Source organism: Clostridium akagii DSM 12554 (assembly GCF_000686725.1).
GTDB classification, from domain to species: domain Bacteria; phylum Bacillota; class Clostridia; order Clostridiales; family Clostridiaceae; genus Clostridium_I; species Clostridium_I akagii.
Genome location: NZ_JMLK01000026.1, coordinates 1 through 20,286, shown reverse-complemented (window position 1 = coordinate 20,286; position 20,286 = coordinate 1). Strand labels below are relative to the sequence as shown.

The 20,286-nt window shown below is 30.8% G+C and carries 18 protein-coding genes; 5 read left to right on the top strand and 13 right to left on the bottom strand.

Going from position 1 to position 20,286, the window contains the following annotated elements; all coding sequences use genetic code 11:
• Positions 1–131 precede the first annotated feature (131 nt).
• Both BR66_RS0112825 and BR66_RS23790 read left to right on the top strand, forming a co-directional pair.
• The gene (locus tag BR66_RS0112825) at positions 132–458 is read left to right on the top strand and encodes a PadR family transcriptional regulator (protein WP_026883303.1); all 327 of its coding nucleotides are present in this window, start codon (positions 132–134) and stop codon (positions 456–458) included.
• Positions 458–994 carry a DUF2812 domain-containing protein gene (locus BR66_RS23790; RefSeq protein ID WP_051624228.1) on the top strand — a complete coding sequence of 179 codons (537 nt, stop codon included), beginning with the start codon at positions 458–460 and terminating at the stop codon, positions 992–994. The genes BR66_RS0112825 and BR66_RS23790 overlap by 1 nt, the downstream gene beginning before the upstream one ends.
• A 67-nt stretch (positions 995–1,061) precedes the next feature.
• Here BR66_RS23790 and BR66_RS0112815 read toward each other — a convergent pair whose 3' ends face one another.
• Together BR66_RS0112815 and BR66_RS0112810 are read right to left on the bottom strand one after the other, a co-directional pair.
• Positions 1,062–1,385 (bottom strand): hypothetical protein, encoded by a 324-nt coding sequence (locus BR66_RS0112815; protein ID WP_026883302.1) that lies wholly within the window; start codon positions 1,383–1,385, stop codon positions 1,062–1,064.
• A gap of 5 nt (positions 1,386–1,390) precedes the next feature.
• Positions 1,391–2,455 carry a MerR family transcriptional regulator gene (locus BR66_RS0112810; RefSeq protein ID WP_026883301.1) on the bottom strand — a complete coding sequence of 355 codons (1,065 nt, stop codon included), beginning with the start codon at positions 2,453–2,455 and terminating at the stop codon, positions 1,391–1,393.
• A gap of 202 nt (positions 2,456–2,657) precedes the next feature.
• On the opposite strand from BR66_RS0112810, the gene BR66_RS0112805 reads away from it, so the two are divergent.
• Both BR66_RS0112805 and BR66_RS0112800 read left to right on the top strand, forming a co-directional pair.
• Complete coding sequence (locus BR66_RS0112805; RefSeq protein WP_026883300.1) at positions 2,658–3,875, top strand: sensor histidine kinase; 1,218 nt, start codon at positions 2,658–2,660, stop codon at positions 3,873–3,875.
• Positions 3,868–4,518, top strand: coding sequence for a response regulator transcription factor (locus tag BR66_RS0112800; protein WP_026883299.1), 651 nt, complete (start codon positions 3,868–3,870; stop codon positions 4,516–4,518). The genes BR66_RS0112805 and BR66_RS0112800 overlap by 8 nt, the downstream gene beginning before the upstream one ends.
• A gap of 81 nt (positions 4,519–4,599) precedes the next feature.
• Here the strand turns inward: BR66_RS0112800 and BR66_RS0112795 are convergent, their stop codons facing one another.
• Genes BR66_RS0112795 through BR66_RS0112785 form a run of 3 tightly spaced genes read right to left on the bottom strand, consistent with a single transcriptional unit; the run spans position 4,600 to position 8,464 of the window.
• Positions 4,600–6,636: a glycoside hydrolase family 52 protein gene (locus BR66_RS0112795; RefSeq protein ID WP_026883298.1), complete on the bottom strand. Its 2,037-nt coding sequence runs from the start codon at positions 6,634–6,636 to the stop codon at positions 4,600–4,602.
• A 36-nt stretch (positions 6,637–6,672) separates the two neighbouring features.
• Entirely contained in the window at positions 6,673–7,563 is an 891-nt protein-coding gene (locus BR66_RS0112790; protein ID WP_035796205.1) for a carbohydrate ABC transporter permease, read from the bottom strand.
• Between the two features lie 19 nt (positions 7,564–7,582).
• The gene (locus BR66_RS0112785) at positions 7,583–8,464 is read right to left on the bottom strand and encodes a carbohydrate ABC transporter permease (protein WP_026883296.1); all 882 of its coding nucleotides are present in this window, start codon (positions 8,462–8,464) and stop codon (positions 7,583–7,585) included.
• 354 nt (positions 8,465–8,818) lie between these two features.
• Between BR66_RS0112785 and BR66_RS0112780 the strand changes: the two genes are divergently transcribed.
• The gene (locus BR66_RS0112780; RefSeq protein WP_026883295.1) at positions 8,819–10,108 is read left to right on the top strand and encodes an extracellular solute-binding protein; all 1,290 of its coding nucleotides are present in this window, start codon (positions 8,819–8,821) and stop codon (positions 10,106–10,108) included.
• Between the two features lie 128 nt (positions 10,109–10,236).
• Here BR66_RS0112780 and BR66_RS23785 read toward each other — a convergent pair whose 3' ends face one another.
• From BR66_RS23785 to fsa, 8 genes are all read right to left on the bottom strand, one after another.
• Positions 10,237–11,904 carry a response regulator gene (locus tag BR66_RS23785; RefSeq protein ID WP_051624227.1) on the bottom strand — a complete coding sequence of 556 codons (1,668 nt, stop codon included), beginning with the start codon at positions 11,902–11,904 and terminating at the stop codon, positions 10,237–10,239.
• A 2-nt stretch (positions 11,905–11,906) separates the two neighbouring features.
• Complete coding sequence (locus BR66_RS0112770; protein WP_026883294.1) at positions 11,907–13,646, bottom strand: cache domain-containing sensor histidine kinase; 1,740 nt, start codon at positions 13,644–13,646, stop codon at positions 11,907–11,909.
• A 50-nt stretch (positions 13,647–13,696) separates the two neighbouring features.
• The gene (locus tag BR66_RS0112765) at positions 13,697–14,440 is read right to left on the bottom strand and encodes a DUF624 domain-containing protein (RefSeq protein WP_026883293.1); all 744 of its coding nucleotides are present in this window, start codon (positions 14,438–14,440) and stop codon (positions 13,697–13,699) included.
• A 204-nt stretch (positions 14,441–14,644) separates the two neighbouring features.
• Positions 14,645–16,126: an L-fucose/L-arabinose isomerase family protein gene (locus tag BR66_RS0112760; RefSeq protein WP_026883292.1), complete on the bottom strand. Its 1,482-nt coding sequence runs from the start codon at positions 16,124–16,126 to the stop codon at positions 14,645–14,647.
• A gap of 46 nt (positions 16,127–16,172) precedes the next feature.
• On the bottom strand, positions 16,173–16,796 hold the full coding sequence (locus BR66_RS0112755) for a DUF4867 family protein (protein ID WP_026883291.1): 624 nt from the start codon (positions 16,794–16,796) through the stop codon (positions 16,173–16,175).
• Between the two features lie 164 nt (positions 16,797–16,960).
• Entirely contained in the window at positions 16,961–18,139 is a 1,179-nt protein-coding gene (locus BR66_RS0112750; RefSeq protein WP_026883290.1) for an ROK family transcriptional regulator, read from the bottom strand.
• Between the two features lie 90 nt (positions 18,140–18,229).
• A complete protein-coding gene (xylB, locus tag BR66_RS0112745) occupies positions 18,230–19,729 on the bottom strand; it encodes a xylulokinase (RefSeq protein WP_026883289.1) in 1,500 nt (499 codons plus the stop codon).
• A gap of 50 nt (positions 19,730–19,779) precedes the next feature.
• Positions 19,780–20,286: fructose-6-phosphate aldolase (gene fsa, locus BR66_RS0112740; protein ID WP_026883288.1), on the bottom strand; the 507-nt coding region annotated here is incomplete at its 5' end.

Genomic DNA, 20,286 nt, shown 5'->3' with positions numbered 1-20,286 from the left:
GATTTTTTCGTCAAGTGAAAAAGAGCTCTATAGTACAATTATGTACTAACTTTATATTGACAGTTATATCTGTTAGTGATATATATAATATTGATATATCAATTTTTGATATATCGAAAGGAGATACATTGGTGAATATAGATGATCTAACAAAATTATATCTGCCTATGAGTGAAACCGCATATTACATTTTACTATCTCTCACAAAGCCTTGTCATGGATATGGCATAATTTTAAAAGTAGAACAAATTACAGAGGGTAGGATTCGTATTGGAGCAGGTACTATATATGGAACACTTTCAAAGTTTGAGTCTGACAAACTCATTGAAGCATCTGGTGAATATGATAGAAAAAAGATGTATAAAATAACAGATCTTGGCAAACAAATTCTAAGGTTAGAATACAATCGGTTGTGCAAGTTATGTGAAAATTCCAAATCATTTATGGGGGGATTATAATGAAAGTTTTCAAATTTTGGTGGGCATGGCAATACGAAACAATCGAAAACTGGCTTGAAGAAATGGAACTTAAGGGAAAACAACTTAAAAAAGTCAGTTGCATCGGCACAGTATTTCATTTTGAAGATTCAAGCCCACAAAAAGCAAGATATTGCGTGGATTATCAAGAAAAACTCACACCAGAATATATTAAATTGGCTACAGAAGATGGTTGGGATATCTGGCCAATAGTTGTTGGGTGGGTAGTTCTAAGAAAAGAATATACTGGAGAGCGACCAGAATTTTATTCAGAATATGATTCAATTATTATTCGTAACAGCAAAATTAACTTTAGAATGATGGTAGCATTTCTCCCCGCACTAGCTTTGGGAAATATGTTATTTATCTTATTCAGAGATGAATTAAGTCTTAAACCCTTGGGATTTGGATTTCTTATTATTTATTGTGCATTGACTATATTTTATGCATTTGTAATTATAAACATTTTCATAACAAATAGAGTCTTAATTAAAAAGAAAAATATAAATAACAAATAGCAAATTATTTGTTTTAGAAAAAGCATTAATTTGAAAGGAGATATTTTCATGAGTTAAGAGTTACATCTTAGAACCCTAGAACGCATAAGGTAACTATGACTATTGAAATAATTAATCTAATTAAATGATGTCCTATATTTAACTTACCGTGCATTTTTTTGCCATTACTTATAGCTGATACATGAATGCCAGCAAGCCCTAGCAAAACTAGATATATTGATTTTGTGATGGGCGCTGTAATTACAATAAGCCCTCCTATAATCATTAAAACTACAGACCAAATATTTATTCTGGATTTTTTATGATTTATTGTCCCTAAAGCCCCTGCTAATATTGACGATACACCATATATGATAGAAATTATAGTTAAAATAATAAAATAAATATTCATTTCATTTATCCCCTTTCTAAATAAAATAATCTGTGAATGGCATCATTTAAGTTAATTTTCACAGTTTTTTTAATTGAAAAATATACATTAACCGTATCCTCTAAATATTCATCGCTTATGTTGTTTAAAAAAAGTCCATTTTCATCTATATACAAAATGTTACTTAGTTTTTTTAACTGTGGAATTTCTTCTTGATTTTGTAAATATGGATTGAGTTTTACTAAAGCTTTTCCTCCTGGTTTTAATATTCTTCTGCACTCTGATAGAAGTCCCAGCATATCCGCTGGCAATATATTATCAAGTATATTAAATAGTATTATGCTATCAATACTCCCCCCTTTTATTTCTTTAAGATAGCCAAAATCACCACATATAAATTCAGTTTTATCACCTAGATGTAATTTTTCAGATGACCTTGAGCACAAGCTCACTGCTTCTTTTGATGAATCTATTCCAATCGCTTTTTTAACTCCATAATCAATGCATCTAAAAATACCTTTACCTGTACCACATCCAAAATCAAGAATTGTATCACTACCATTACTTAGCCATTTAAAACCATCTTCAATTTCTTTCGGCAAATCATAGGATTTTGCTATAGAGTCCATATTATTAAATAATCCATCCCAAAATTTTATTGTACTTTTATAATTAAGCATAGCCAAATCTTCCTGATTTGAAAATAGAACACCATACTTTAAAAGTGCATTTGTTTTTTCTTTCATTTTTTTCATATGATCCATGGTATTAATAAATATCTCACACTGCTGCTGAGCAAACTTATATTTTTCATCCAATATTTCTGCAATCTCTTCTATCTTTTCTCTGCTCTTAAAATTAAATTTCATATTTTCATCAATTTGTTTGTCTAAATTAATTATTTTTATCATATCGCTTATTGTAAAATTCAATGTTTTTAAGCTTCCTATAATTTCTGAAGTTTCAAGCTCTAGTGCATTATAATTTCTCGTATTATTTATCCTTTTAGGACATAATAGACCTATTTTATCGTAGTAACGCAAAGTATCTATTGTAAATCCTGATTTTTTTGAAAACTCACCTATTTTCATGCTATCACCCCTCAAAATCCTAAAACAAATATTAAAACTACTTCTCTATAGATATATAATAAGACATGGAGCATACTCCATGTCAATAATTATTTCTTTTTGTGCATTTTTATATCAATCATTTTTTCATTAGAATTGATTTTCATTGCCTAACTTACAAATATACACTAAACTAAAAGAAACCATATTTTTGAGGTGAAAAATGGAAAAACAAAATAACAACGTACTTTTATTGATTAGGTATTCTATATTTTTTTGTGTTGCCTTATCAATTGTTATATTAAAAACTACCCAAAATATTAATTTATTTCAGTTAATTTTCTATCTATTACTCTACATAGTGAATACTCAAATAAGAATATATTTATTAAAAGCACATAATTGGTGGATAATGTTCTCTTTAATACTTGAGATACTAATAATATGTCTTCTTTATAATAGTTTTAAAGGTTTTACTTACATATATTTTTTCATTGGAATAATAGATGCATCCACCATGCTTCCTGCTACTGAATCAATGATTATGACAGCAATGTTATATATTGCTGTTATATTTATAAGCCTACATCCTGATTATTCAAATCTTCAGAATCATGTGGCTATAAACGTAATTTTTAATACATTATTAGTATTGGGTTTTGGATCTATGGGAGCGTTTCTTCGCGTGGAAAAAGATAAAAGAATTGAAGCTGAAAAGCTCTATGATAAAATAAGAATTTCTGAAGAGAAACTTCAAGAAGCCAACTCCAGACTTGAAAACTACTCCTCTACCGTAGAAGAAATAACAATACTCAAAGAAAGGAATAGAATATCAAGAGAAATACATGATACAGTTGGTCATACTTTATCTACACTTATAATTCAACTTCAAGCTGTACCCTATATTGCAAGGAACAATCAAGATGAAGCTGAGAAAATGATTGATGATATGATAACCTATACTAAAACCGGACTTGAAGATGTTAGACGAGCAGTTCGCCAGCTGAGCCCTTCTTCCTTTGATCAAGGCCATGGTGTTTTTTTACTAAGGGAACTGGCCATAAACTTTCAAAATTTTTCTAAAGTTAAAGTGAATCTTAATATTTCTCAAATGGATTATGATTTAAATTCAGATCAAAGCTTTATACTCTACAGAATATTTCAAGAAAGCTTTAGCAATTCCATAAGGCATGGAGGTGCAACTGAAATAAACATAACAATGAATTTTACCATTAGTGAAATTTACCTTCATATAAAAGACAATGGAACAGTCTCTAAAAATATAAAAAAAGGTTTTGGCATTAATAATATGTCGGATAGAATAAAAAGTATTGGCGGAACCTTTGCCTACTTTAATCACATTGGATCAGGTTTTGAAATAAATATACTTATTCCTAGAGAACAAAATATAGCAAGATTAAGGGAGAAACGTGATGAGTAATATAAAAATTGCCATAGCTGATGATGAGAAGCTTATACGTGATAGTCTTAAAATTATAATCGGCTCTGATCCAGAAATTGAAGTTATAGGTCTTTGCAGTAATGGAAAAGAAGCCTATGAACTTTCCAAAAATAATAATATAGATGTACTCCTTATGGATATAAGAATGCCTAATGTTGACGGTGTTGAAGGTACAAGACTTGTGAAAGATGTTTCTCCAAGTACTAAAATTCTAATATTAACCACTTTTAATGATGATGAATATATTTTCCAGGCTATGAAATTTGGTGCAAGTGGCTACTTATTAAAGGATACTTCCACAGAAATAATTATAGACAGCATAAAAGGCGTTTACCTTGGAAATGTAATAATGAACCCAGAAGTAGCATCTAGGATGCTTCAAAATACTCCACCATATAAAACAAATTTCATAAAAAATATAAAGAGCAAATTCTCATTAACCTCTAGAGAAATTGATGTAATAACCAATATATGTGAGGGCCTTAGCAACAAAGAGATTTCTGAAAATTTGCATGTTACAGAAGGTACCATTAAAAATTATATCACAGAGATTTTGTCAAAGCTGAACCTTCGTGATAGAACTCAAATTGCTATATTTGCTTTTAAAAATCACCTTATTTAGTCTAATTTTTAATGGATAATGCTTGTTTTAACAAGTGAATAGAGCTATGCTTCTCGCACCGATATATCTAAGAATCCAAATTTATTTCATCCAAAGAATACTTGTGACTAACCTTGGATACAGTCTACTTCCCCTTGAAGTTCCAGTATCACTATTCACTTGGTCCGTTGCTCCATCTCCACTACAACTTACTTGTTGCCATGTGGCATGAACTCTATCCCAATCTTCTTCTTTATCAAAGTTCATATTAAGTATTTCTTTTATTACATATTGGCAAAGGAATATCTTACTATTCCATGTGTTTTTGCTTGTGGATGAAAGTTTCCACCCACCGGAAACCTCATCAATACAAATACCAGGCTTCATTATTGTAAGTATGTGCTTTTTAAGTTTCTTAATTAAATCCCCATAAATTCCATCTTCACTAACTGAGGAAGTATCCCCCACTATATATGGATATACAAGTGCCTCAACTGCAGGAATTATCCTTGAAGTATTTCCGTTTTCAAAAACAGCTGGTATATATTGTTCTTTATCATTAAATTGACTTACTATTGTACTTGCTGCCGCTTTTGCTTTTTCTAAAGATCTAGTAGAAATCTCATTTAAACCAACTTTTTCAAATATTTTTTCTAGTAATACATATGCCGACCAGCTTTTTAATCCAAGGTAAAGATTGTTCCTAGCTTGCCCAAGGCTTACATCAAGACTGTCATAGGTTGTTATTTCAGACCCCTCTTGGCATCTTGTACTGTCTATATCCATTATTCCATCATAATCTTTATCTCTTGCACACAATGACTCAAAACATGCTAGGAAAATCTTTACATTATTATTAAGCCATTCTTTATCATTCATCTTTAATGTATAAACTGCTCCAGTCAATATCCAGTTTAATAATTCTTCGTGAGTCATATAACTGAAACAGCCATGAAGATTTGGAAGTTCATAGGAAGAGTATCCCTTTGGCGAAAATCCATTAGCAACTCCCATATCGTGAGTAAAAGCTATCCCTGACTGATCATAATAACTATATCTTTCTGCAAATAAATCCAAAGAATTTTTTATTGTCCATGGATGAAATTTCATTTCGTAAAAGATATGGTCAACGGTTAGGTCAAAAGTATTCATCATTATATATTCGCCTTCATTAACAACCCAAAGCGGTGAACCATCTTCCTTTTTCATTAACTGGCTACTGGCATGATAGCTGTGAGTTGCATGAGCTAAAAGAAATTGTCTGTATTTATTTAATTTACTCTCCTTAAGTTCTTTGTCCCTTTGTTCTGCCATGTCCAAGTAATAATCAACATTTTCGATGCCAAAATCAATTACATCTTCAAGTGATTTAAACAGTCCACTGTAGTAAAAATCAGTATCAATGCCTGTGGTTATAGTCCCCTGCTCATATGTTGCCAGTACAATAGTATATGTCTTTAACGTACCTGCAGGAACTTTGAAAATTAAAGATGGAGCTGTTCCCAAATCATGATTCTCATAATTGTCATTTGCAAAAGAGGTTAGTATATCAAGTCTTGATAACTCTTTTATATCCTCAGAACTAGCGGCTGCAAATCCATATTTTCTTTCACAGGCCCCGCCAAGATATCTTCCTTGTGTAGTTATTGACAATCTCCTCTTAGGCCCTTCTATACCAAATATCAGTTCTGCATCTGTAGTTTTGTCACGATTATCAAAAGTAAGTTGTGCAAATATTACTGGAGCAAAAGCGTATTTTTTTTCTTCTTCTGTCATAGCTACAGGATCCTTTACATATCCAAAAGGAGTTATTAAAGAAAATGTAAGTCTATCTGAATCCCATGTATCTGAAGCCCAGCCCATTTCCCTATTTATTTCATTTTCAGAAAAAATTTTTATAGGTTTGTTTTTTTTTGTATTATCCACTTCTCCCGTAAAGTCTTCCTCAGCATTATTATTTATATTACAAAATGGGAAAAGTCTAATCATTTTTTCTTGCTTATAACCTATATAAACATTATTTTTGGGCGGTCTTACATCGTTTAATACAAAACCTCCACCTTTTCCAATTTTACCTAGCATAAAACTTGAAAATGCTCCAAAAGAACTGTGATGTGCATAAAATGATTTATTCTTCATGTGACTCCATCCTTTCAATAATTTATTTCTTATTTTTCAGCCTTTTACAGCTCCAGCCACCAAGCTTTGCTGAACCTGTTCACTCAATAATGCATATATAATAATAGTTGGAACCGTTGCAAGAACAAGCCCTGCGCCAATGGGTCCCCAGTTAGTGGAATATTGCCCCGAAAGGGACATTATTCCTACGGTTAATGTTTTCTTAACATCATCATTGATAAATGTATTTGCAAACATCAGCTCATTCCACGAAGAGAGATAAGTAAAAATAGCAATGGTAGCAAGCGCCGGCCTTACAATAGGAACTATTATTCTCAGGAATACCTGATATATATTGCAACCATCAATGCAGGCTGCTTCTTCTAGTTCAGGAGGTATACTAAGCATGAAACTCGTTAGGATGAATATACCCATTGGTAATGCAAAAGCAACATAAGGTATTATAAGCGCAAAATAGGTATTTAGAAGATTCACCTTTTGAAGAATTAAAAAAAGAGGTAGTACTGTTGCTTGAATGGGTATCATCATACCCATGAGAAATATAAACAAAACCGGTTTGCTTAACTTCCATTTCATACGTGCAATGGCATAGGATGCAGTGGCTATTAAAATGCTTGATATAACAATTGTCAACCCAGTAACTATAACACTATTTAAGAAATATCTGAATACATTGCCACTTGTCAAAGCCGTGGTATAATTTGATACCATCCATTTGTGTGGCAATCCCATTATATTACCTCCGAAAATCTCATTGTTATTTTTAAATGAGAAAAGAAACAACCAGAAAAGAGGATATATTTGTATAAAAGCCCATACACTTAAAAATATGAAGAGTATGAATTTTCCTATCTTCCTAAAAGAGAAACGTTGAGTTTTCAAGATTTTTTCTGATTCTTTTTCACTATTTATAATAATATTTTTCATATCGTCCACACTCCTTAACCTAGTTATTTTCTTTCCCAAAAAGTTTATTAATCAATATCGTGCATATAAAACATTCAACTACTATGAATATCGCCATTGCACTTCCATATCCATACTGATATTTATTAAAAATATCAGTATACATAAGTGTTGTTGGAACTTCACTAGCATGCATGGGTCCTCCATTAGTAAGCACATATATCAAATCAAAAGCTTTAAACGAGCCTATTACGGCAAAAACAACACATACCTTTAGTATTGGCTTTATTAAAGGTATGGTTATTTTAAATGCTATAGTTGTCTCACTGGCACCATCAATCCTTGCAGCTTCGTATATATCTGGAGAAATGGACTTGGCGGATGCATACATAAGAAGCATATGATAGCCTATGTATTGCCATAATATAGGTATAAAAACTGCCCACAGTACAGTCTTAGTATTGGCAAGCCATTGATTTTCAAGAAACTTTAGCCCGAGTTTTGAAAGTATGACATTTAAAAGACCATAATCAGAGTTATATATCTTCATCCAGAGTTGCCCTACAGCAACAGTTGCCAAAATTACAGGCACAAAATATATTGTTCTGAAAAACTTTTCGCCACGTACTCCTCTTGCCAGAACAAGTGCAAAAAAAAGTGAAATAGGCAATTGAATACATACGGATAATACGGCCAGTAATAACGAATTCCCTACAGACTTTAAAAACCCGTCACTATTATTGATAAACAGATTTTTATAGTTTTGAAAACCAACATTAATCCCCTTGCTTATACCATCCCACTTTAGCAAACTGTACTGAAAAGAAAAGAAGATTGGTAGTAAAACGATTACAAAAAAGATAAGAAATGCTGGGAAAACAAACAAGAATATTGCCTTTTTGTTCTTCAACATATTCTCCATACACATATCAACTCCTTATAGTAAATTAATTAACTTATTATTAATAATACCTGTTTTATTTAAGATTTTAATATAATTTTATTACTAGATTCTTTGAATTTTTGCTAAAATATGAGAAGGATATTTCGTATTTGTTATAATATGGTTATACATAATAAGTTGAGACAACTACAGAGGTCCATTTAGAAAGGTATTTGCACTGGAAAGTTATATGTTATTTAGATTGTAAAAATTAATAATAGTAAAAAATTTAAAGAATTAAGTAAAAATAGTTTATTTTTATTTATTATTTTATGAATTATTATATATATGTAAACATTTACAAAATTAAATTATTTAAGAGGTGGGGGAAGAATGAAAAGATTAACAAAAAATTTAGCAATTCCTTTTCTGGCTGGTTCCATGCTGCTTAGCCTTGCAGGATGCCAATCATCCGGTGCGAGCTCGAGTAGCACTTCAGACAAAGTAACTTTGACTTTCTGGAACATTGCAACTACTGACCCTGGAAAGACAGCAGTAAACAATGTTGTAAAAGAATGGAACGAAAAAAATCCAAATGTCCAGATTAAAACAAGTGTGACAGAAAACAATGCATATAAGACAAAAATCAAAGCCGCAATTGCTGGAGGTGATGCTCCTGACATAATGTATTCATGGGCAGGTGGCTTTACAAAACCTTTTGTAGACGCAGGTAAGATACTTCCTTTGGATAGTTATCTCAATGACGGAACAAAGGATAAGATGCTTCCTGGTGCATTAACAAATGTAACTTATAATTCCAAGGTTTATGGATTGACATATAATCAACAGGCTGGGGCATTATATGTTAACAAGGACATGTTTGATAGCAATGGTATAAAGATACCAACTACATTTGATGAATTGCTCACTGCAGTTAAAGCCTTTAGAGCAAAAGGGATAACACCAATGGCCGTTGGTGAAAAGGATGAATGGCCAGGAATGTGGTACTTTGATATGATAGCTCTTCGTATGGCAGGTTCACAACTTAGTCTAGATGCTCTAAATAAAAAGTCATCTTTTGATAACCCTGCGTTTGTGAATGCTGCAGAAAAACTACAGGAACTTGTTAAGGCCCAGGCTTTTGACCCGGGTGCATTAAGTATTACAAGAGATGATTCAACTGTACAACTAACTCAAGGAAAGATTCCAATGTATTTTGGAGGAAACTTTGATGCTGGAACTATAGATGCTTCAGCAATGAAAGGCAAAATAATTGCTGTAAAATTCCCATCAATCACCGGTGGAAGCAGTGAGACTAATGATTATCTTGGTGGTGGTGCAGATTGTCTTCTTGTAAATGCTAGCACAAAGGATAAAGCCGATGCTGTAAAAGCTGCTAAATTCCTTGCTCAAAATCTTTCTTCCCAGTTCTATTTAACCGGTGCTGGTCTTCCTGAATGGAAATATGATGATGTTGATCAATCAAAAATCGATCCACTTTCTAAGCAGATTATGTCTGATATAGTTACTGGATCAAAAGCAAGTGTTCCAGCTTGGGATCTTTATCTTGAAGGTGCCGATGCACAGAATCATCAGGATCTTGTAGCTAAAATCTTTGGTGGACAAATTACACCTGAGGAATTTGCTAAACAGATGCAGTCTCAGGTTGGTGCAAACAAATAATACTGGAGTATAAACCATGCTTATTTAAACAAATATATAATTAACTACACGTTTAAAGGAAGCTATGGGACTAATTTATCAGTCCCATAGCTTTCTTTAAACCATTTTTTTAATAAAATGCAAAGATTCTAATTTGCAGATTTCATTTTTACATATCCATTATATTTAAGTCTGTTATTATTTATGATTTTTTTATATTCACTTATAGATAAACTTGTATATTTTTTAAAACAGGTAGAAAAATAATTGGGATCTGAAATACCAATACTATCAGCAATTTCAAAAGCTTTCATATATCCTTCTTTCAAAAGTCCAATGGCCTTTTCCATACGTATTTTTGTAAGATATTCTACAAAACTTATACCTATCTCTTTTTTAAACATGCGGCTTAAATAGCTTGGGTTTAAATACAAATGTTTTGCAATCAAAGAAAGTGACAATTCATTATCACCAAGATTATCATCAATATACTTCTTGGCTTTTATTATTATATCGTCAATTTGACTTGTTTGCTTAGCATTTATTGATTTAATGGATTCAAATAAAATTTTATGTAAAAATTTTATTGTATCAGGAAGCGTATCAAGTAGAAGAATTTCATTAAATGACTCAATCTGTAAGTTATATATTTCATCAGTATTATATATACCCATAGCTATTAATGTTTTAAAATTAATAGCTATAATATTCATTACAATTACTCGTATATCCTTTAAAGTATTTTTACTGTTTAGATCAATATTTTGAAAATATTGATCTACTAGAAAAGCTGCCTTGTCATATAATCCTGACTTTAAATAGAAACTCATTTTTTCATTTAGTTCATTTATGTTATAAATATTGTTATTATTACTTATATTTATATGGTCATAAAGAATAACCACATTATTTCCCACAGTAACCCTATATTTTAAAGCATCCAAGGCCTCTTTGTATGAAGTGTGGATTTCCCACATATGTTTTTTAATTCCTCCGAGTCCAATACTCACAAAGTATTGGGTATTATCAATGATTTTTGTTTTTAAGATTTCACATTTTTCAAAAAGATCTATATTTTCATTATTATTCAAAATAATAATTCTGTTTAGCGTGTCATAAAAAATATAGATAAATTCATCTCTCTCAAAAAACTCCTTTATCATATTCATTGTTTTTATATTCCGTATAAAATATGTCCAATTATTCACATTATCATCATCCATACTTGAACTGTTAACTTCTATGGCAGCAACCTGCGCACTTTCATATTTAAAACGTAGCCCTAAAAATGAAGCCTTATCTATGATTTTTTCGGTCTCGAAATTTCTACTAAGGAGTTCAATGAGAAACTTTTCTTTAATGTAAGGAAGGCTGTCACTTAATTGTTTTTTTAGCAAATTATATTCATTATAGCTTTTCCTTTCATAATCAATAATATTTTTAAGTTTTGATGCGGTCTTAAAAACCTCATCATTATTTATAGGTTTTAGCAGAAAATCTAAAACTCCAATTTTTATGCTTTTTTGTGCATAGTCAAAATCATCATATCCCGATAATATTACAATTTTAGTTTTAGGACGCCTTTGAATTACCATCTCACTAAATTTAATACCGTCAATTATGGGCATATTTATGTCGGTGAATAAAATATCCGGATACAATTCTTCAACAAGATCCATTCCTGATATAGCATTTTGTGCCTCACCGACTATTTCCATGTTAAAAAATTCCCAGTCTATACATTTTTTTATTAAATTTATTTCAAGGGGTTCATCATCAACTACAACCACCCTGATTTTCTTTGATTTTACTAGCATTATTAAGACTCCTTTACTTGTGGAATAGTAATTGTCACTTTTGTACCATTACTTTTTTCACTTTGGACATCTATTATATTTTCTGAATTATAATAGATATTTACCCTCTCTATTGTTGCTCTAAGACCAACACCGGTAAATATGCCTTTTTTAATATTTTCAACCGTTTTTTCATCAATACCTATACCATCATCCTCCACTGACAGTATAATGTGATCCTCATAATACATAGCATAAATTGTAATTTTACCAGTTCCCAATTTTCCTCTTATACCATGATTTATTGCATTCTCAACAATAGGTTGCAAAGTAAGGCGTGGGATTTTTATATTAAGCACTCTTGAATCAATATTAATATCTATTGTAAATTTGCCACCTAATCTTATTTTTTGAACTGTAAGATAATGTCTTACCATATCTACTTCTTCTTTAATAGTAATCTCTTCATTACCGTTACTTAAAAATGATCTGTAGAACTGACCTAATGCGTTAACAAATTCAAAGGCCTCATCATTTTCTTTGGATAAAATCAGTGAACTTATGGCATCAAAGGAGTTATAAAGAAAATGAGGTTTAATTTGTTGTTGAAGCACATCAAGTTCGGCTTTCCTCTTCGTTCTATTTTCCTCAATAATATCTATAAAAAGTTTTTTAATTTGACATATCATTATGTTATAAATATTTTTCAACTCACCTATTTCATCATTACAGGTTTTTATATTTACTTCCTTAAATTTCCCAAGTTCTACTTCCTTCATGGCCTCAATAAGTGTTTGTATAGGCCTAGTTATAATAAGTGAAGAAAATAAAAGTCCAACAATAAGTAAAACACCATCGAGTATTATTCCAATTAACAAAACAACATTATAACTTTGGTTCATTGCAGTTGATTCATTAAATAAATTAATACTTATAATTTTCCATCCATATTTATTTTGAAGTTCTGTTATTATATATTGTTTTGAATTTATATTTTGTATTTCTGAGTAATTTTTACTATTATAATTAAAGCTTTGCAATACCTCTTTATTTGCGGGTAAATCTTCATTGATAATATTGTGATTTTTTTCATCTAGCAAAATAATATTTCCTAGGGATGCATTACCATCATATAACGTATCATTAATATATTGGTCTGGAATATTAATTACCATTATCCCAATGATTTTTTGCGTATTTAAGTCATTTATTACCCTTATGATGGAAACATAATTTTGAGAACCATTTTGAAATGTGCCTCCACCGTTTAATTTCAATAAATATCCTCCACGCAATTCAATCAGATTATTATACCAACTAGAAGCTTTTATGGACTGCAGGTTTATATTTTTTGTTTGAGCTGTATTATCAATAAAATACTTGTTGCCATAATTATCAAAAATGTAGATTGAAGAGATATTGTCATTAAAATTCATAAAATCCGCCATATAATTATCTATTTCTTGCTGATATGTAAAATTACTTTTCTCACTCCCGTTTCTTAAAATGTTCTGAATTGTCTGACTTGAGATTAACATTTTGGACTGATTATCCGTGATGTCAACTATATAATCCATCTTTGAACTTATTGATTTTACAGCATCTACAGACATTTGCTTTACTTTGTCGTATATAGTTTTCTTGTCTGTTTCTATAAAAAACAAAGTGATAAACGATATTGAAAGAATAAATAACACTAAATAATAAACTATAATTTTTGTGGATATTTTAAGGTCCTTAAGCCATCCCTTAACCTTATACATAATTATGTGTTTTTTTTAAATTGTTTTTTGTTATACTCATATACTTAACCTCATTTCTCTATTTTATCTGTACTTATATATCTATCTTCAAGACTTGGACATTTCTCCTCTAAACTCATTAAGATTGATTTTTCATTAAATATAATTAAATAGCAAAGGGCACTGGAAAAGAAAAATATTAAAATTGAGCTAGAAATCTCAATCGATAAATATGATAATCCTATAAGACAAATCCAGTTTAATATTGTAATATGAATTTTTTTGAAAACATAATAGAAAGAAATTTTCATTACATCTTTTTTTCTAAAATAAAATCTAGATATAATAGGTAAAACATAAAATGTTATAGAAATCAAAATTAAGGCTGCAGTTATTAAAATGAATTTAACTGCTATTAAAATAAATTTAGCTGAAATAAGTTGAACATTTGCATTTAAGTAAACAATATCAGCATAAATTATGATTAGTATTGCTAGGAATGATGACCAATAAAATAAAGCTTCAGAAAAATTTTTTCTATAGGCTTTAAAAAAATCCTTAGTCATATTAACATCATTTTCTCTCACAATCTTGCCCATAACACTGAAGAGTGCCACTAAAGCAGGACCTGTTGGAAGCAATGATATAATTGTAATCAAATTGAAATAAGAAATCCCCTGAGCATTTATTATCCAGCATACAAAAATAAATAGTATGTTAGTTAGTGCAAAATAAAAACTTCCAAGTAAAAACCACCAAATATAATTAAATATCGTATAAATAACCCCTTCATCAAATTCCTTTTTACTAAACATGATAAAATATCCACTCCTTCTTAATTAATCGTCATCCGAGAATTAAAGACAGCTTGTGTTACATGAAAATTTTAAGGGAAGCCGAAAATGGCTTCCCTTAATTTACATTTCATTCTAATAGTTTACCATTTATTACATTCATTGTAAATATCTTATACTTAATATTATTCTACTATTCTGTATATATATCTAATTATATGTCAATTATTTAAAGGGATTTTCTGATTCATAAAGCATTTCCTTAGGTTGATTAAATTTTAATTCTTTAACGCCTAAATATTTAAATAAGTTGTAAATTGCTTTTCCATAGTGTCCAAATGCAACCGCTCCATGGTGTGGAAATCTCTTTTCAACTAATACATGACGATAAAATCTTCCCATTTCTGGAATTGCAAAAACTCCAATAGCTCCAAATGATCTAGTACCCACTGGTAAAACTTCTCCTTCTGCCACATATGCTGTAAGTTCTGCTTCTGCATTACTTTGTAAACGGAAGAATGTTATGTCACCAGGAATGATATCTCCTTCAAGTGTTCCTCTAGTTATATTTGGCACTTGATTTGGCTCTAAAGATCTAGCCATAATCTTTTGGTATTTCATAGTACCAGTAGTTAATTTACAAGCTGCTGTATTCCCACAATGGAATCCCATAAATGTATCTTTTAATGTATAATCAAATTTACCTTTAATCTCGGATTCATACATATCTTTTGGTACTGTATTATTAATATCAAGTAATGTTACGGCATCTTGACTAATGCAAGTTCCAATATATTCACTTAATGCACCATAAATATCAACTTCACAAGATACTGCAACTCCCATGGCTGTTAAACGACTATTTACATAGCAAGGTACAAATCCAAATTGTGTTTGAAATGATGGCCAACATTTATTAGCAAAAACAACAAATTCCCTAGAACCTTTATGCTCTTTCATCCAATCTAATAATGTAATTTCATACTGAGCAAGCTTTGGTAATATGCCAGGCATTTTATTTCCTTCACCTAATTCTTTTTCCATGCTAGCTATTACTGATGGAATTCTTGCATCATCCTTATGTTCATTAAATGTTGCAAATAAATCAAGTTCTGAATTTTCTTCAATTTCAACACCTAGATTATATAATTGTTTTATTGGTGCATTACATGCTAAAAAGTCTTGTGGCCGAGGTCCAAAAGAAATTATCTTTAAATTCTTAAGACCAAGTAATGCTGTAGCAACAGGTACAAATTCTGAAATCATATCTGAAACTTCACTGGCAGTTCCAACTGGATATTCAGGAATATAAGCCTTAATATTACGTAATGCTAAATTATAGCTTGCATTTAACATTCCGCAATAAGCATCTCCACGACCATCCAATAAATTATCTCCACTTTCTTCAGACGCAGCAACAAACATTACTGGGCCTCCAAATTCTTTTGCAAGTAACGTCTCTGAAGTTTCAGGTCCAAAATTTCCAAGGTAAACTACCAATGCATTTACACCTGCTTCTTTAACTTCTTTTAATGCTTTTTGCATATGGTTTTCATTTTCTATAGTTGTTAAACATTCAAATATATCACCATTAGATTTTTTGTAACTATCCACTACAGCTTTTCTACGGCTAACTGATAGTTCCATAGGAAAACAATCTCTACTTACTGCAACAATTCCTAATTTTATTTGTGGTGTATTTATCATAATACCTCATTCCCCCAATTTATTATAAATATTTATTTTTAATGTATTATTTTATTGAAATATTTATTCCTTTTAAACCTATAAATGCTCCTTGCTTACCTAAATCAGTATCTTTGTGACCAATTAACCATTTATTCCTAGCGAATAGTAATGCGTCCTCACCAGTTTTTTCAATTTTACTTTCTAACGCTAAATTAGTATCTCTTGGTAACACAACAACGCACTTAAATCCATTTTCCTTTACATTACAAGGTGCATAATGAAGTGTCGTTGCATATACTTCTATAATTGTGCCAGCCGGAACCAAAAATGCTTGTATCTTTGAAGTGTCATAGGTGTAATCCTTTTCAATATCTTGCTGAAAACCTAGCAGCAAAATAAAATTAGTAACTGCAACATTTATTTCAGATGATCTATGATATTCAACTGCATTAAGCAAATAATTATTACCATTACAGTATCCTATTTGAATTGGTAATTCTCCAAACTCCCTTATTCTTAGCTCTTCAGCAATTTTCAAATTTTCTAGTTCTTTAATTGATGGTTCATAAATTACATCTTCTGGCAATGGTGTGCTAGCCATTTTTTCAATTAGCTCAGAACAATCATAATTTTTTAAAACTTGTCCATATCTTTTGAACTCAATATCTGTAACTTTTTTAATAATCATATTCTCCTCGCCTTTCATTTAATTTTTAATGTATAATCCAAATTACTTATTAAAGTGACTTATTAAAGCTACCTTAATAAGTTTATTCTACTCGGTTTTTAAACTTTTATCAATATGTTTTTATAAATATTTTTATTATTCTTTAAAAGCGGTACGTAGAATGATTAAACTATTCTTTCACTAAGAAAAAATAACTTTTTCATTGGTAGCAGTGCTGATCCCAATATAGCTGCATTACCTTGTAAATTAGAAAATGATACATGACAATCTTTTTTATCATAAAAATTGTTTTCTTCAAATATTTTATTTTTGAGATCAGTATAGATTAAACTCTTGTACTTAGATATTTCTCCATCAATTATTATACATTCTGGATCCAATGTTAAAATTATATTTTTAATACCTTCTGCTAAAAAGTCTAAATAATTATTTAATATGGCTTTCGCCTTAACATTATTTTTTGACATCTCCATAAAATCTTTTAAATTAGTATCTTTTGTATTAAATGCTTTGTTGTATTCTTCCAGTAATGCATTTTTAGAAGCATACATTTCCCAGCATCCCTTTTTACCACAATTACACTGTCTCCCGTCCTTAACCATAGTCATATGTCCAAATTCTCCTGCCCGCCTATTATACCCTTTATAAACATTATCACTAATCATTATACCTGTACCAATACCATCAGTAATGGATAGGAAAACCAAGCTATTTTTAACATGATTAAAATTTATAAAAGATTCTGCATAGGCTGATGCATTAGCTTCATTTTCTATATATAATGGAACTGGAAAATCCTTTTGAAAATCTTTAAAACATACATTTTTGATATTTAAGTTTGGAGCATTTTTTAAAAGTAAATTTTCCTCATTAACGGTACCTGGAAGTGAGAAACCTACGCCAAGAATTTTTTCTATAGGTATGTTGTTAGTTTTAATGATATTATCTATTTCTGTTTTGATTATAGTAATAATACTATTAAATTCATTTACCTTGTATACCGCATGAAATATTTTTTCCTCTATTACATGAAAATTTAGATTGGTCAAAATAATTCTAACATGATGTTTTGTAATAAGCACTCCAAAAGAATATTTAGAATCCGGCAAAAACCTAACAATTACAGGTTTTCTTCCTCCCGAGGATTCCCCAACAACAGTTTCATCCAAAAAGCCTTGCTCTATAAGTTCCCTCACATTGCTTATAACTGTTGGGATACTTATCTTAAGGGTTTGGGCTATTTCTTGTTTTGTTAGCTGTTTTTTTCTATACAACAGTTGGATTATTCTCTTTTGATTTAATATTTTTATTGTTTCTTGGTCTATAGCTTTTAAATTATGCATTATTTTACCACCATTTAAATTTTATTATTAATTATATAACACTACATTATATATTACCCTATCACATACGGTTTTTCCATACTTTATTTATTAGCTAATTGTACTAATTTCTTTAAAACTTTCTTTTAAACAATCATATAATGAGGCATAAACCTTATATAACTTATTATATTTCTCTACATTTTCTTTTATAGGCAATGATTTATCTGTTATTTTTATTAGGTGCTCACAAGCCTCATCTACCGTATTGTATAGTCCACATCCTACTGAAGCTAGTATTGCCGCTCCATATGCCGGACCCTCCTTAGAATTTGTTATATTGACATTTAAGTTAAACACATCTGCAAGTATCTGCCTCCAAAGTTTACTTTCAGCTCCACCACCGCTAACTCTTACTTCCTTAATTTCCACCTTTAAACTTTTTAATATTTCTAGAGAATCCCTTAACCCAAAGCAAACGCCTTCTAAAATTGCTCTTGTCATATCTCCTCTTTTATTAGTTATACTTAAACCTATAAAACTTCCTCTTGCACTAGGATCATCATGAGGAGTTCTTTCCCCCATAAGATAAGGCAAAAACAAGAGATTATTACTACCTGCTGGAGAATTCTCAGCTTCCCCTAATAATTTTTCAAAGGCATCCCCTTGAATATCCGCATTAATATTCTTTACCCACCATTGTAAACAGGATGCTGCTGAAAGCATAACTCCCATTTGGTGCCATTTCCCGTTTGAGTGGCAAAAGGAGTGCAATCTGTTTACCTTGTCCACAGAGAACTTTTCGTTGCAGGCAAAAACCACCCCAGATGTTCCAAGTGCTACAGACAATATTCCTTTATTTACTGTACCTGTTCCCACCGCTCCAGCGGCTTGATCCCCAGCTCCAGCTATTACTGATGTTGTAGTGGATAAACCTGTTATTACTGAAGCCTTCTCAGAAACATTACCTATAACTTCCCACGATTCATAAACCTTTGGCCAAACAGTCCCGTCTAGTTCTAGTAGATTCATCATTTCTTTGGACCATTTCCTGTTCTCAACATCAAACATTAAGGTTCCTGATGCATCTGTTGCGTCTGTTGCAAACTTTCCTGTAAGTTTAAAACTTATATAATCCTTTGGAAGCATCATATGAGCTATTTTTTTGTATATTTCTGGTTTATTTTCTTTAACCCACAATACTTTTGGTAATGTAAATCCAGTTAAAGCTTTATTTCCTGTATATTTTGATAATTTTTCCTGGCCAAACTCATTATTTAAATAGTCACATTGTTTTTGTGTTCTTTGATCACACCAAAGTATAGCAGGCATTAAAACTTCATTTTTTTCGTCAAGCAGAACTAGACCATGCATCTGACCACTAAAGCTTATTCCACTAATGTCTTCACCATGTATTGAACCTCTTCCTAATAATTTTTTGATGCCTTCTTTGGTGCTATTCCACCAATCCTCTGGATTTTGTTCTGCCCAGTTTTCCTTTGGATAACTTACATCATATTTTTCCGAAATACTTTCATGAATTTCACCGTTTTCATCCATTATAATAAGTTTTACAGAAGATGTTCCTAAATCTATGCCTAAAAATTTCATAAACAATCATTCCCTTCTATATAAATATATATTCATCGAACATTTATCCATTATTTGTCAAAAGTTTCTTTCCAGTCTTTCATGAATTTTTCTATTCCACTATCGGTTAGTGGATGTTTGATCATCTGTAATATAATTTTTAGAGGAACAGTAGCTATATGTGCTCCACACGCTGCAGCATTAACTACATGCATTGGATTTCTTATACTTGCTGCTATTATCTCTGTTTTAATGCCGTGGATATTAAATATATTTGAAATTGATGATATTAGTTCTAGTGGATCTACTGAAATATCATCTAATCTTCCAAGGAAAGGACTAACATAAGATGCTCCTGCTCTAGCTGCAAGTAGTGCTTGACCTGTTGAAAAAATAAGAGTTACATTTGTTTTTATTCCTTCGCTAGTTAACACTTTTACAGCTTTCAGGCCTTCTTCCGTCATTGGTATTTTTACTATCATGTTTTTATGAATTTTTGCTATAACTCTGCCTTCTTTTATCATTCCTTCAGCATCAAGGGCAATTACTTCCCCACTTATAGGTCCATCCACAATAGA

Excerpts from the sequence above, each read along its gene's own strand:
- BR66_RS23785 (WP_051624227.1), bottom strand. The coding sequence starts at position 11,904 with ATGCTAGTAAAATCAAAGAAAATCAGGGTGGTTGTAGTTGATGATGAA.
- BR66_RS0112815 (WP_026883302.1), bottom strand. The coding sequence starts at position 1,385 with ATGAATATTTATTTTATTATTTTAACTATAATTTCTATCATATATGGT.
- BR66_RS0112790 (WP_035796205.1), bottom strand. The coding sequence starts at position 7,563 with ATGAAAAATATTATTATAAATAGTGAAAAAGAATCAGAAAAAATCTTG.
- BR66_RS0112765 (WP_026883293.1), bottom strand. The coding sequence starts at position 14,440 with ATGTTTAGTAAAAAGGAATTTGATGAAGGGGTTATTTATACGATATTT.
- BR66_RS0112805 (WP_026883300.1), top strand. The coding sequence starts at position 2,658 with ATGGAAAAACAAAATAACAACGTACTTTTATTGATTAGGTATTCTATA.
- BR66_RS0112780 (WP_026883295.1), top strand. The coding sequence starts at position 8,819 with ATGAAAAGATTAACAAAAAATTTAGCAATTCCTTTTCTGGCTGGTTCC.
- BR66_RS0112785 (WP_026883296.1), bottom strand. The coding sequence starts at position 8,464 with ATGGAGAATATGTTGAAGAACAAAAAGGCAATATTCTTGTTTGTTTTC.
- xylB (WP_026883289.1), bottom strand. The coding sequence starts at position 19,729 with ATGAAATTTTTAGGCATAGATTTAGGAACATCTTCTGTAAAACTTATT.
- BR66_RS23790 (WP_051624228.1), top strand. The coding sequence starts at position 458 with ATGAAAGTTTTCAAATTTTGGTGGGCATGGCAATACGAAACAATCGAA.
- BR66_RS0112760 (WP_026883292.1), bottom strand. The coding sequence starts at position 16,126 with ATGATAAATACACCACAAATAAAATTAGGAATTGTTGCAGTAAGTAGA.
- BR66_RS0112810 (WP_026883301.1), bottom strand. The coding sequence starts at position 2,455 with ATGAAAATAGGTGAGTTTTCAAAAAAATCAGGATTTACAATAGATACT.
- BR66_RS0112800 (WP_026883299.1), top strand. The coding sequence starts at position 3,868 with ATGAGTAATATAAAAATTGCCATAGCTGATGATGAGAAGCTTATACGT.
- BR66_RS0112750 (WP_026883290.1), bottom strand. The coding sequence starts at position 18,139 with ATGCATAATTTAAAAGCTATAGACCAAGAAACAATAAAAATATTAAAT.
- BR66_RS0112795 (WP_026883298.1), bottom strand. The coding sequence starts at position 6,636 with ATGAAGAATAAATCATTTTATGCACATCACAGTTCTTTTGGAGCATTT.
- BR66_RS0112770 (WP_026883294.1), bottom strand. The coding sequence starts at position 13,646 with ATGTATAAGGTTAAGGGATGGCTTAAGGACCTTAAAATATCCACAAAA.
- BR66_RS0112755 (WP_026883291.1), bottom strand. The coding sequence starts at position 16,796 with ATGATTATTAAAAAAGTTACAGATATTGAGTTCAAAAGATATGGACAA.